The sequence below is a fragment of the Bacillus sp. HSf4 genome, from assembly GCF_029537375.1.
GTDB classification, from domain to species: Bacteria; Bacillota; Bacilli; order Bacillales; family Bacillaceae; genus Bacillus; species Bacillus sonorensis_A.
On the sequence record NZ_CP120679.1, the window covers coordinates 3,443,512 to 3,455,762 of the forward strand.

The window sequence follows — 12,251 nt, forward strand, 5'->3', positions numbered from 1 at the left end:
ATTAATACTTTAAAGAGTTTTACTAATTGTGCCAAAGCGGTGTTTGTGTAGGTTATTTTTCCGAGAAATATTGTGATTTTACATCAAATTAGATATAATTCTAGAGGGTATTTTCATAGTTTTTTATTTTTGCAATAGATCAGTTTCTGAATCTGAGGGGAAAAGGGGAATTAGCAATGAGAAATTTAGTCCTGCTCGGCGGCGGCTACGGAAATATGCGCGTCATCCATCGATTATTGCCAAATCAGCTGCCTGATGATGTGATGATCACTTTAATTGACAGAAACCCTTACCATTGTTTAAAAACCGAATATTACGCACTTGCTGCCGGAACGATTTCTGATCATCATATCAGAGTATCCTTCCCGGATCACCCTAAATTAAAGCTGGAATACGGCGATATTTCCGGTCTTGACCTTGAGCAAAAAAAGGTTTTGTTTCATGACAGAGAGCCGATTTCTTATGATGATGCAGTCATCGGACTCGGCTGTGAAGATAAATATCACAATGTGCCTGGTGCTCCTGAACACACATACAGCATCCAGACGATCGATCAATCGCGCCACACTTATCAGGCGCTCAACAACTTAAACGCGGAAGCAACCGTTGCGATCGTCGGTGCGGGACTGAGCGGTGTAGAACTTGCGAGCGAATTGAGAGAGAGCAGAAAAGACTTGAACATTATTCTTTTCGACCGCGGTGAATTCATTTTGTCAAGCTTCCCTGAGCGGCTGAGCAAATATGTTCAAAGCTGGTTTGAAGAGCACGGCGTCAAGATTATTAACTGTGCGAATATTACGAAAGTGGAGCAAGGTATCGTCTATAACCATGACGATCCGATTCAAGCGGATGCGATCGTTTGGACAGCGGGCATCCAGCCGAATCAAGTCGTCCGCGAGCTTGATGTGGAAAAGGACGCGCAAGGCCGCGTCGTCTTAACACCGCACCACAATCTGCCTGTCGACGAACACGTCTATGTCGTTGGAGATTGTGCAAGCCTTCCTCACGCACCAAGTGCACAGCTTGCCGAAGCACAGGCGGAGCAGATCGTTCAGGTTCTGGAATGGCGCTGGAAAGGCGAGCCTCTCCCGGAAGAGATGCCAAAATTCAAACTGAAAGGCGTACTCGGCTCACTCGGCAAGAAAGCCGGCTTCGGACTGGTCGCTGACAGGCCGCTGATCGGCCGAGTACCGCGCCTGTTGAAATCGGGACTGCTTTGGATGTATAAGCATCATAATGGATAGGGTTTCGAGAGCCGTCGTGCGCCTCTCCTGCGAACCCTTGATATATCAAGGGCTTTCCGATTTGAGTTTTCGCTGAGAAAAATGTTGTACTTTCTGGCATCACATGACAGAAATATGTATTTTCAGACCGGAACAAGTTCATCTGTCAGGATGGGCTTGTTTTATTAATATCATAAAAAAACACTCTCGGTGTCCTGAGAGTGTTTTTTTAAAATAATTTTGGCTCTCCACTTCCCTATAAAGGGGGTGCTGCTTATACGGTCCGTTTAGTTCTTGCCTTGTTGTCCTATATAATAGACTTTATCCACAAAAATGATTCATAATGGATATCACGCTTCTACATGATATCGTAATTTTGGCAGAATCAAAGTTTAGTCAGACAAAGTGACCTGTTCTGTCTTCTCAACCATCCGCCATTGTTTTAAAAAGTCCATCATTTCCTCGTATGCAATCTGTGAAGAATCGCTGTTGTAATTGACTGAATAAGGGTCGCTAAATCCATGCGCCCCATTCAGCTTGAACGCTTTAACAGATTTTGCTTCCAGGACTGCAATAATTTCGTCGACGTCAAAAGACTTCTCTTTTTCCGAAAAGAAAAGCATCGCGGGGCATGCAGGCGATATGTCCAAGTAATCTCTAATACGGGAGCCGTAATATCCGACAACCCCGCTGACGTGTTTCTCTTCGCTGCACAGCCAGGCTAAAGTCGCTCCCACGCTGAACCCGACCAGTATGATCTTTTGATATTGATCTTTCAAATGACATATCAACGCTTTGATTTTGCGGGCAGCACCCGCAAAACCGACGTTCTCCATAAAATGAAGATAGGCGGCTTTCTCCTCCATATAATCGAATGGTTTTTCCTGATTTAATAAATTCGGACAGATGACATCAAACCCGCGGTGGGAAAGCGAGCGGCAAACATCTTCCATATGCCGGTTGATCCCGTATATTTCATGTAATACGATCATCGCCTGCTCTGAATTCTTCTGAATATGTATCATCCTCTGACTCCTTCATTTCTATGTGAGCTGGCTTCATAAGCTCCAAAAAAAGAAGGCGCCGATCATGGCGCCATTATAAAATGGATGGCAGTGTGCGGACGAGTCTGGGGGAGACTTGTCCGACGAGCTTGTCAGCTTAATGCAGAAGATTTGTCTGCAAGCGATGTTCCGGGATAGCTGTCAAGGAAGATCGCTCTTCCCGCCATCAGCTTTGCGGACGCTTGATCAAGAAAAATGGCACGTCCCGCCAACTCGGCGTTGTTGCTTGCCTGAGACGCAAAACTCAAAACGACAAGGCCGGCGAAAACGGCCGTTGAAACAACGGCAATGATCTTTTTCACTTTATCTCCTCCGTTCTTTTAAGAATTTGGTCTCTTGCATGATGAGACTCTTCAAAATATCCGGCAGCATTGTCTGCATCACCATTTTTTTTATAGAAAAGCGCAGCGTCCAGTGTTAATTCCGCTATATCCGTCCAAAGATTGATTGTTTTGAGGTATTCTAAAGCTTTTTCGACGATCAGTGGATTTTGTTCATCATACAGAGCATGTATAAGTTTAAATTTCGACAAATATTCCCTTTCTCCTGCTTTTTTCGCGCGGGAAAATCCTTTTTCAAACCATTCGCGCGCTTCATGAAAGCGGCCCGCTTTGTACAGGACGTGGGTCAATTCAAACATTGAATGAATGCCGTAAACCGATTCCTCATGCTCTTTTAAACAGAGCGCTTCTATGAAATGCTTTTCCGCCAGGGTGAGGAGATCGCGGTTAAAATAGCTTAACCCCAAGTTGTGATGCGCCATTCCGATGAGGACATGGTGCTTGATCAGTTCAGCATCTTTAAGCGCCTGCTTATAATGTTGTTCAGCTTCGTCAAAGCGAAATAAATCGAGTTTGTTCGCACCTATGAGCATTTCATTGCTGATCGCTTTTTGGATGTAATCATCATGCATTTTGAAGGTTTTTAAAGCTGTTTTCGCATGGTTCAAGGAGAAGAAATTTTGTTTGATTTGATAGTAGGCGATGGCCAGTTTGTAATGGAATTCGGCGTTTTCGATTTGATCGGGGATTTTTCTAAGCTTGTCCTCAGCCATTTTGTAGTAATTGATGGCATTTGTGTAGTCCTTCTTATGAAACTCGTACATGCCGGCAAAAAAGAAAAAATAATATTCAATCATGTCATCGGTGCTTTGCATATCGGCTTTTTGATACTGGATGTCCTCAAAAAGCCTGTTGGAAGCGGCAAATTCTTCCGTTACCAATTTATGGCGGTAGTCGAGCAGATTAAAATAGAGCAGCAAATCCTGATTTTCTTCCATATATGGCAGCAGGTGTTCAATCTCATGTTTTATGGAGACCGCTTGGGATATTTCGTGGCGCTTAATCATGACATACCATTGATTCAGCATTTTCGCGACTTCTTCGTATGCGATTTTTGTCTTCAACCGATTATCATTCCTTCCCTTCGATTTTTTCCTTTTTATGGGTTGCTTTTCATTTTACAGAATCACTCATTTTTTGACAATGTATTTTTCTAAATATTAGCATAATTTCCTAAAATCCTTTTATTTCACCTCCATTTTGACAAAAGCGTCTGTGAGTTGAATTTTATCCGCGAAAAATCTATAATTATATATGTAAATATAAACATGTTTAAGTTTACAATAAAGGAGAGATTTTAATGAATGAAGATGTAAAAGATTTTGTTGGAAGTCATATGATTTATACTTATGAAAACGGCTGGGAATATGAGATCTATATCAAAAATGATCATACCATCGACTACCGTATTCACAGCGGAATGGTGGGGGGCCGCTGGGTCCGCGATCAGGAAACAAATATCGTCAAACTGACTGACGGCGTCTATAAAGTATCCTGGACCGAGCCGACAGGCACTGATGTTTCATTAAACTTTATGCCGGAGGAAAAGCGGATGCACGGCATCATCTTCTTCCCAAAATGGGTGCACGAACGTCCTGACATCACGGTTTGCTTTCAAAATGACCATATTGACTTAATGGAGGAATCACGCGAAAAATATGAGACATATCCAAAATATGTCGTACCTGAATTTGCCGACATTACGTTTATGGAGAACGCCGGCATCGATAATGAAGAGCTTATTTCAAAAGCGCCCTACCCCGGAATGACGGATGACATCCGTGCAGGAAAACGGGTGTGAACAGAGGATAGACAAGAGGCTGGGGCCGCTCAGCCTCTTTGTTAATGATATAAGGATTGGACCTTTGATAAATCATGCAGCAAAGCTTGAATGTCGTCTCGGGAAAGAGGGACAAGCATTTGATCATACAGTGTGATGATCTGTCCGTCTTCTTCATGCTCATGCTGCTTTAAATACTGCTGCAAAGCCTGCAATTGATTTGCATTCAAATTTGTTTGCGTTTGAAACTGCTTGATTTTTCTTAATGAAAACACGTTCGTTTCACCGTCAAATACACCGGACACGATTTGCCCTTCTACGTTTGCCATACAACACACTCCCGAACTTTTATCCATCAGCCTTAGTTAGTCTGTCCTGTTTTCCAAAAGAACAATCATGCAAAAATAAAACAGCAGGGGGTAAAATCCCATGCTGTTTATATTTTTGCAGGCTCATATCCTTGCTTTTCCATCTCTTTACAGACGTCCTTCAGCTTTGGATTTCCCTCGCCGACCACTTGATCGCCGACAAGGACGAGCGGATAAAAATATTCATCATTCAGTATCTTTTTTGAAATTTCCTGTTTTTCAGGATCATTTTTCGGCGGGCGGTGGATATCGATGTAGGTAATCGAGAAAGGCTGGCCGGGATATTTTCGTTTCAGGGCTGCTTCGAGCCATTCATATGTTTCTTTTGATGAGGGCAGATTGACACAGCTTGGACAGAGAACTTCCGCACCATAGACAAAAAGCTCAGCAGGTTTTTTCATCTAAGCAGACTCCTTTCTGTTTACTTTTATTTTAGTCTATTTTTTTCCCGTGCTCCATATCAGAAATGAAAATCGTTTTTTGTCTTTAACGGTAAATATGATATAATATGTGGGAAAACGATGAAACCAAACAATAGCTTTTTATTGTTCGACTGAATATAATGGTTGTATGATTTGAAAGGAGCGATATGAATGACGACAGAAGTCGAAATGAAAGAACAGGTACAGGAAGTCCTGGACAAACTTCGTCCATTTTTGCTGCGCGACGGCGGAGACTGTGAGCTTGTCGATGTGGAAGACGGCATCGTGAAGCTTCGCCTGCTCGGCGCTTGCGGAAGCTGCCCAAGTTCAACCATCACCCTGAAAGCGGGAATTGAACGCGCCCTTTTGGAAGAAGTACCGGGCGTTCTTGAAGTAGAACAAGTATTTTAATGACCCGAAAGGCTGCCGCAACGGCAGCCTTTTTTGTTTATAAATAATCTTCAAACCATTCCGCTATATATTGCAGCCGCTTGATCCGCTGTTTTGGATGCCCGTTCCTTGATAAATTGTGGGATGCGTTCGGAAACCTGACGAACTTCACTTCTTTGTCCATTTTCTTCAGCGCGGTAAACAGCTGTTCAGCTTGTTCAATCGGACATCTGTCATCCCGTTCGCCATGCAGGATCAACAGCGGGGTCTTGACGCGTTCCGCATATTTCAAAGGAGAACGGTCCCACAGCATATCCGGGTTTTCAAAGAGATCTGCACCGAGCTGCCATTCTGTGAAAAAGTAGCCGATGTCACTCACACCGTAAAAACTGATCCAGTTGGATATCGACCGCTGCGTCACCGCAGCCTTAAAGCGGTCCGTATGGCCGACGGCCCAGTTCGTCATAAAGCCGCCGTAGCTTCCTCCCGTGATGCCGAGCCTTTCCCGATCGATGAAGTCATTTTCTGCAACGGCATAGTCTACAGCTGCCATGACATCCTCATAGTCTCCTCCTCCGTAATCGCCCCGCACTTGATTGACGAATTCCTGCCCGTATCCATGGCTTCCTCTCGGATTGACATAGACGACGGCATTGCCTTTGGCAGCCAGCACTTGAAATTCGTGAAAATAAGTATTGGCATACATGGCGTGAGGGCCGCCGTGCACTTCCAAAATAAGCGGATACGTCTTTCCTTCCTCATATTGTGCCGGTTTCATCAGCCATCCGTGCACCGTCAAACCGTCCTTTGTTTCAAATTGCAGCTCTTCGGGTTCTGAGATGATATGTTCCTCTATAAAAGCCAGGTTGGCATCTGTAAGCCGCTCTGCTTTGTCTTCCCCCAGAGGGACATCATAAAGCTCGCTCGGCCAATCAGGCAAAGCGATGGCAGCGGCAAAGCCCGCTTCATCCGGATGGAGGCTGAACCCGTTCAGATGTTCCTTTTCAAATCGGACCGGATATGCAAGGCCTTCTGTTGATATGTAATATATGCCTGTTGAGCCCTGGTCGGTTCCAATCACATAAAAGCCGTTTCCGTCCTTTGTCCAGGCCGGTTTCGGGAGGACGCCTCCGACAAGGCTGTCCCCGACAACCGCGTCTTGAAGATGGACGTCAAGCATTTCTGTCAGGCAAGTCACTTGATCTTTTTCCATATCGTACAGCCAAGCTTTATCAAAGGTAGCATTTTTAAATTCCTGTTCATTTCCTAAAAACGCAAGATACTGACCATCAGGTGAAAAAGACAGTGACGAGAACACCCCGTTTTGTCCTGTGAGCCGCTTTGTCTCTCCTGTCGAAAGCGTCATGAGGTAGACATCGTTTACACGGGCGTCGGCTTTCCCTGTCACATTGGCGGAAAAAGCGATCCTATTCCCGCAGGGCGAAAACGTGTGGCTAAAGTGCTCTCTCTCCTCATCCGTGACCTGTTGAACATCCCCCGTTTCCAGCTCAACGAGGATCAGCTGGGTGTATTTCCCCCTCTTAAAGCCTTGTCCGTCCGCTTTATATACTAAAGAATCGACTTCTAAAGGTTCGTGATCATCAATTTTTGTTTTTTCTTTATCTGTTACACTTTCGTCTTTAGTCAGTTTCACTGAACAAAGCAAGGATTTACCGTCTGGCGACCATTCGGGCTCTGTGATGTCGTATGGAATATCGGTCACCTTTTTTGCCTCTCCTCCGGCTGTATGAATGATGTAAACCTGTGCCGTTTCATCCCTATTTGATGTAAAGGCGAGCATACTGCCGTCTGGCGACCAGCGGGGATGCTGATTTCTGCCCTTTCCAAACGTCCATTGCGCCGTTTTCCGCTTTTCAACATCATAAACCATGATCTGTGCGTCATAGGAATCCTGCTCTTCGTTCACAGATGTTTGCACATAAGCGATTTTCCTGCCGTCAGGTGAATACTGCGGGTCTGTGATAGACGCCAGCTTGATGAGGTCTGCTTCAGTTATGAGCTGCTTCAACGTTGATTCTCCTCCTTCATGTTGAATTCTATATTCTATTTCGACTTCCTAAATAAAAATCCTTGTTTTGTGCGAGAAACAAAAAAGAGCCGTTAAAGGCTCTTTTCATTAAACACTATTCACTGATTTTCTCTCGACGACACAGCCGGTATCCGGTATATGAAGACAGTCGACCTCACAGTGCGGAAACTTTGCGGCGAGCTTGCTTTGAAGCGCTTCGCCTTTGCCTTTTTCGATAAAGGAAAGGATCGTGGGTCCTGCGCCGCTTAAAGCCGTTCCGTATGCCCCGTTTAAGCCCGCTTCATGCTCCACCTTGGCAAGCTCAGGGACGAGGGCCCGCCGGTACGGCTGGTGGAAAAGGTCTTTTTTCATCATGCGGCCGACAAGCTGCCAGTCCTTTGACATGAGCCCGGCGACGAGCATATTGCTGACAGCGCTCGCTTCAACCGCTTTTGGATAAGAGAGGCTGTCAGGGAGCACGTCCCGCGCATCTTTTGTGAGCACTTCATAAAAAGGAATCACAACGACGACATCCAAATCAATTTCCTTGACAGAGACCATCTCCGTGTGATTTTCTTCGTGCAGCCCGATCACAAGGCCGCCGGAAAGGGAAGCACCGGCATTGTCAGGATGGCCTTCTTCAAGACTCGCAAAATGGAGCTTATCACTGTCTGAGAGCTGTAAATCAGCGAGCTCGTTTGCCAGTTCGATGGCCGCGGCAATTGCGGCGGCGCTGCTGCCGAGGCCCCGCGCCAGCGGAATGTCGCTCCACACTTTCACAAGGCTCGGCGAAAGCTCTTTCCCGAAATGATCAGCAGTCCGTTTGGCCACTTGGTAAATCAAGTTTTCCGTTCCTTCCGGTATGCCGGCGAGGACATCTGTTTCAGCTGCAAAACGCCACTCATCAGACGGAAAAACGGACAGCTTTAAATAGCGGGACAGCGCCATGCCGACCGAATCAAAACCCGGGCCCAAATTCGCCGTGCTTCCAGGAACCGTAATGGAAAACAGCATGTCAGCCTCTGTCATACACGTGCGGCTCCTTTTAAGTGTTCGAGAATTTTTTCTTCGTCTGTCGGCAGTGTGACAGGTTTAATCTGTGATACATCTACAGCTGTATTCGGATCTTTCAGGCCGTTTCCGGTTAATACCGCGACAACCTTCGTTCCAGGCTGAATTTCTTTCGTTTTCACCTGTTTCAGCACGCCTGCGATTGACGCGCATGATCCCGGCTCTGCGAAAACACCTTCCTCCCGGGCAAGAAGCTGATAGGCATGGAGAATCTCTTCATCTGACACTGCATCGATTTTGCCGTTCGATTCATTTGCGGCATTGACGGCTTTATCCCAGCTTGCCGGATTCCCGATTCGAATGGCTGTCGCAACGGTTTCAGGATTTTCAACAACCTTGTTTTTGACAATCGGAGCGGCGCCTTCCGCCTGAAAACCGCGCATAACCGGCAGACCTGTTCCATTTTTTTCGTGATATTCTTTAAACCCTTTCCAATATGCCGTAATGTTGCCGGCATTTCCTACAGGGATTGCCAGAATGTCAGGTGCTTCCCCGAGCTGCTCGCAAATTTCAAATGAAGCGGTTTTTTGCCCTTCAATTCGGTAAGGGTTGACAGAGTTGACCAATGCGATCGGCTCTTTTTCACAAATGCTGCGAACCATTTTCAGCGCGTCGTCAAAGTTTCCGTCGATCGCGATGATCTCAGCGCCGTACATGACGGCTTGGGCCAATTTTCCGAAGGCGATTTTGCCGTCGGGAATGATCACGATGCATTTCATATTGGCTCGCGCCGCATAGGCCGCGGCTGCTGCCGATGTGTTTCCTGTCGATGCACACATGATCGTGTCATTGCCCTCTTCCTTCGCTTTTGCCACCGCCATGACCATGCCGCGGTCTTTAAAGGAACCGGTCGGGTTGACACCTTCTGTTTTGACATAGAGCTCAATGCCGAGCTTTTTTGAAAGGTTTTGCAGATAGATCAGCGGCGTGTTTCCTTCATTCAGCGTCAGTTCTGGTGTTTTGTCCGTTACTGGCAGATAGTCTTGATATTGATGAATAAGTCCTTTCCACATTAGCTCCAACCGTTCCCTTCTACTCGATAAGTGCTTTTAACCTGGTGAACAACCTCAAGATCATTCAGCTTTTGCAAAATTTCGGTGAAATCTTCTTCAGACGTATGATGCGTGACGATGACGATTTCAGCCAAGTCGTCATGACCTTTAATCGGAAGCTGGAGGATTTTTTCAAAGCTGACACCTCTTTCAGAAAAAATCGAGGTGATTTTTGAAAAGGACCCGACTTGATCTTTGACATGGATTCTTAAAAACTGCTGGGCAAAGATTTCCGCCGGCGCCTTCATTTGCTTTTCAAACTGCGGGTCGACAAAGCTTCTGCCATTGACGCCTAGACGCATGTTTTTCATGACGGAGACCAAATCGGACACGACGGCTGTGGCAGTCGGCATGCTTCCCGCTCCCGGACCGTAGAACATCGTTTCTCCGACGGCTTCCCCGTACACGTAAACGGCATTAAACTCATTGTGCACAGATGACAGCGGATGATGCTCCGGAAGCAATGTCGGCTGCACGCTGACTTCGACTTTTTTGCCGTCCCGCTGGGCGATGCCGATCAGCTTCATTGTATAGCCGAGACGTTTGCTGAAGTTGATGTCTTCATCAGACACTTGGGAAATGCCCTTTACTTTGACATCTTCAAGATCGACGTTCATGGAAAAGCCGAGCCGTGCCAAAATTGCCATTTTTCTCGCTGCGTCAAGCCCTTCCACATCAGCAGTCGGGTCCGCTTCGGCAAAACCGAGCCTTTGCGCTTCCTTCAGCACATCATCATATGAGGCATTTTCCTTGTTCATCTTCGTTAAAATAAAATTCGTCGTTCCATTGACGATTCCCATCATCTTTGTGATTCTGTCCGAAGCAAGGCCGTCTTCCAAACTGCGCAGGATCGGAATGCCTCCCGCCACACTCGCCTCGAAATAAAGGTCGCAGCCGTTTTCTTTCGCCGCGGCCAACAGCTCTGACCCGTAAAGTGCGATCAAATCCTTATTGGCAGTCACGACGTGTTTTTTGGCGCGAAGCGCGTCAAGCAGATACTTTCTTGTCTGTTCAATTCCGCCGATGACTTCAATAATGACATCCACTTCGGGATCATCTATCACATCATAAGCTTCGGTTGTCAGCACTTCCTGGGAAAGCTCGACATCCCTCTTCTTATTCTTGTCTTTTACAAGTACTTTTTGAATGGTGACGGGACAACCAACCTGGTGTGTCAATTTATCCTGGTGATCCTGAATGATTTTCACCACACCGCTCCCGACTGTTCCTAAACCTAGAAGCCCCACTCGTATCGCCTTCACTGAAATTCCACCTTTCTCTTCCGATCGTCCTTTCTAAGAGGACATTTGTAAACATAACGCAGACATTTGAGTTACAAATATTATAATGGGGGATTGTTTTTTTGACAAGATGACAATGGTTGAAAGCAAATAATGAAAACGCTTCAATCATTGATATAGCAAGATTCTATATATTCAGAAATATTTTTGTGAGAAAATCTTCCGACTCGTTCATCGAGACGGAAGACAGAATCAAAGCTCGGTCCTGGCCGGTTCTCCGCCGAGAACCAAGGCAATGTTTTCAGCGCAAAGCCTCATCATCGCTTCCCGCGTTTCATTAGTAGCGCTTCCGATATGGGGGAGCGCGGTTACCTGAGGAAGACTCACGAGCGGATGATCTTTGGAAATCGGCTCCTCTGCAAAAACGTCAAGCCCCGCACCTCTAATCTCTTTGTTAACAAGCGCTTCATACAAATCGGCTTCATCAACGACCTGCCCTCTTGAAGCATTGATGAAAATGGCAGTGCGCTTCATCTTTTGGAAAGCCGAACGGTTGAACAGATGCTTTGTTTCGTTTGTCAATGGTGTCAGACAGACGACAAAGTCGGACTGTTCAAGCAGTTGAGGAAAAGATGTATAGACAGCGCCAAGCTCCGCTTCCGCCTCTTGGCTCCGGCTCCGGTTGTGATACAAAATCTTCATACCAAAGCCTTTCGCACGGCGGGCAACAGCCCGTCCAATGCTTCCCATGCCGACGATGCCGATCGTTTTATGATGGACATCTGCACCGGCCAACAGCAGCGGCCCCCAGCCTGTCCACCGGCCTTGTTTGATCCAATCGCTTGCTTCGATGATCCTTCTTGATGCAGCCATTAATAAAGCGAAAGTCAAATCTGCCGTTGATTCTGTTAAAACACCGGGCGTGTTGCAGCAAATGACACGGTGCTTCTTTGCCGCTTCGACATCGATATTGTCATACCCTACCGCCAAGTTGGCGACCACTTTTAGTTGACGTGCTTCGCTCAGCAGCTCGCTGTCGATCCGGTCTGAAAGCATGGTCAAAAGTCCGGCGGCCGTTTTCGCTTTTTCAAGCAGAACCGCCCGCGGACATGGTTCATCTTCCTTTTCCCACATTTCAATATGAGCCGCTTCTTTTAATGAAGACAGCTGTTCTTCAGGTAAAGCTCTCGTCACATAGACAAACGGTTTTTCCATTGCTGCCTCGTTCCTTTCTAAGCATAGCTTCCACTCTAAGCATATCGAAAAAAGC

12 protein-coding genes and 1 pseudogene are annotated in these 12,251 nt (G+C 46.3%); 3 read left to right on the forward strand and 10 right to left on the reverse strand.

Annotated elements, in window-relative coordinates; translation table 11 throughout:
* Positions 1-176 precede the first annotated feature (176 nt).
* Entirely contained in the window at positions 177-1,244 is a 1,068-nt protein-coding gene (locus P3X63_RS17910; protein ID WP_026588621.1) for an NAD(P)/FAD-dependent oxidoreductase, read from the forward strand.
* A gap of 371 nt (positions 1,245-1,615) precedes the next feature.
* Here the strand turns inward: P3X63_RS17910 and P3X63_RS17915 are convergent, their stop codons facing one another.
* The 3 genes from P3X63_RS17915 to P3X63_RS17925 form a co-directional block, all read right to left on the reverse strand.
* Entirely contained in the window at positions 1,616-2,248 is a 633-nt protein-coding gene (locus P3X63_RS17915; RefSeq protein WP_277691625.1) for a dienelactone hydrolase family protein, read from the reverse strand.
* A gap of 131 nt (positions 2,249-2,379) precedes the next feature.
* Positions 2,380-2,589 carry a hypothetical protein gene (locus P3X63_RS17920; protein WP_026588623.1) on the reverse strand — a complete coding sequence of 70 codons (210 nt, stop codon included), beginning with the start codon at positions 2,587-2,589 and terminating at the stop codon, positions 2,380-2,382.
* Complete coding sequence (locus P3X63_RS17925) at positions 2,586-3,692, reverse strand: Rap family tetratricopeptide repeat protein (protein ID WP_026588624.1); 1,107 nt, start codon at positions 3,690-3,692, stop codon at positions 2,586-2,588. The genes P3X63_RS17920 and P3X63_RS17925 overlap by 4 nt, the downstream gene beginning before the upstream one ends.
* A 236-nt stretch (positions 3,693-3,928) precedes the next feature.
* Between P3X63_RS17925 and P3X63_RS17930 the strand changes: the two genes are divergently transcribed.
* Positions 3,929-4,429: a phenolic acid decarboxylase gene (locus P3X63_RS17930; protein ID WP_026588625.1), complete on the forward strand. Its 501-nt coding sequence runs from the start codon at positions 3,929-3,931 to the stop codon at positions 4,427-4,429.
* 41 nt (positions 4,430-4,470) lie between these two features.
* Here P3X63_RS17930 and P3X63_RS17935 read toward each other — a convergent pair whose 3' ends face one another.
* Positions 4,471-4,737 carry a hypothetical protein gene (locus tag P3X63_RS17935; protein WP_077735501.1) on the reverse strand — a complete coding sequence of 89 codons (267 nt, stop codon included), beginning with the start codon at positions 4,735-4,737 and terminating at the stop codon, positions 4,471-4,473.
* 107 nt (positions 4,738-4,844) lie between these two features.
* Positions 4,845-5,177, reverse strand: coding sequence for a YuzD family protein (locus P3X63_RS17940; protein ID WP_026588627.1), 333 nt, complete (start codon positions 5,175-5,177; stop codon positions 4,845-4,847).
* A gap of 133 nt (positions 5,178-5,310) precedes the next feature.
* Here P3X63_RS17940 and P3X63_RS17945 point away from each other — a divergent pair.
* Positions 5,311-5,609 (forward strand): annotated as a pseudogene (locus tag P3X63_RS17945) (NifU family protein).
* Positions 5,610-5,646: 37 nt separating this feature from the next.
* On the opposite strand, the gene P3X63_RS17950 reads toward P3X63_RS17945, so the two are convergent.
* From P3X63_RS17950 to P3X63_RS17970, 5 genes are all read right to left on the reverse strand, one after another.
* Positions 5,647-7,617: a S9 family peptidase gene (locus P3X63_RS17950; protein ID WP_026588629.1), complete on the reverse strand. Its 1,971-nt coding sequence runs from the start codon at positions 7,615-7,617 to the stop codon at positions 5,647-5,649.
* 108 nt (positions 7,618-7,725) lie between these two features.
* The gene (gene thrB / locus P3X63_RS17955; RefSeq protein ID WP_026588630.1) at positions 7,726-8,646 is read right to left on the reverse strand and encodes a homoserine kinase; all 921 of its coding nucleotides are present in this window, start codon (positions 8,644-8,646) and stop codon (positions 7,726-7,728) included.
* Positions 8,643-9,701 (reverse strand): threonine synthase, encoded by a 1,059-nt coding sequence (gene thrC / locus P3X63_RS17960; protein ID WP_277692941.1) that lies wholly within the window; start codon positions 9,699-9,701, stop codon positions 8,643-8,645. Before thrC ends, thrB begins: the two co-directional genes overlap by 4 nt.
* Positions 9,701-11,002 carry a homoserine dehydrogenase gene (locus P3X63_RS17965; RefSeq protein WP_026588632.1) on the reverse strand — a complete coding sequence of 434 codons (1,302 nt, stop codon included), beginning with the start codon at positions 11,000-11,002 and terminating at the stop codon, positions 9,701-9,703. Before P3X63_RS17965 ends, thrC begins: the two co-directional genes overlap by 1 nt.
* 231 nt (positions 11,003-11,233) lie before the next feature.
* On the reverse strand, positions 11,234-12,196 hold the full coding sequence (locus tag P3X63_RS17970; RefSeq protein WP_026588633.1) for a 2-hydroxyacid dehydrogenase: 963 nt from the start codon (positions 12,194-12,196) through the stop codon (positions 11,234-11,236).
* Positions 12,197-12,251 lie beyond the last annotated feature (55 nt).

Excerpts from the sequence above, each read along its gene's own strand:
- P3X63_RS17910 (WP_026588621.1), top strand. The coding sequence starts at position 177 with ATGAGAAATTTAGTCCTGCTCGGCGGCGGCTACGGAAATATGCGCGTC.
- P3X63_RS17915 (WP_277691625.1), bottom strand. The coding sequence starts at position 2,248 with ATGATACATATTCAGAAGAATTCAGAGCAGGCGATGATCGTATTACAT.
- P3X63_RS17930 (WP_026588625.1), top strand. The coding sequence starts at position 3,929 with ATGAATGAAGATGTAAAAGATTTTGTTGGAAGTCATATGATTTATACT.
- P3X63_RS17935 (WP_077735501.1), bottom strand. The coding sequence starts at position 4,737 with ATGGCAAACGTAGAAGGGCAAATCGTGTCCGGTGTATTTGACGGTGAA.
- P3X63_RS17940 (WP_026588627.1), bottom strand. The coding sequence starts at position 5,177 with ATGAAAAAACCTGCTGAGCTTTTTGTCTATGGTGCGGAAGTTCTCTGT.
- thrB (WP_026588630.1), bottom strand. The coding sequence starts at position 8,646 with ATGACAGAGGCTGACATGCTGTTTTCCATTACGGTTCCTGGAAGCACG.
- thrC (WP_277692941.1), bottom strand. The coding sequence starts at position 9,701 with ATGTGGAAAGGACTTATTCATCAATATCAAGACTATCTGCCAGTAACG.
- P3X63_RS17970 (WP_026588633.1), bottom strand. The coding sequence starts at position 12,196 with ATGGAAAAACCGTTTGTCTATGTGACGAGAGCTTTACCTGAAGAACAG.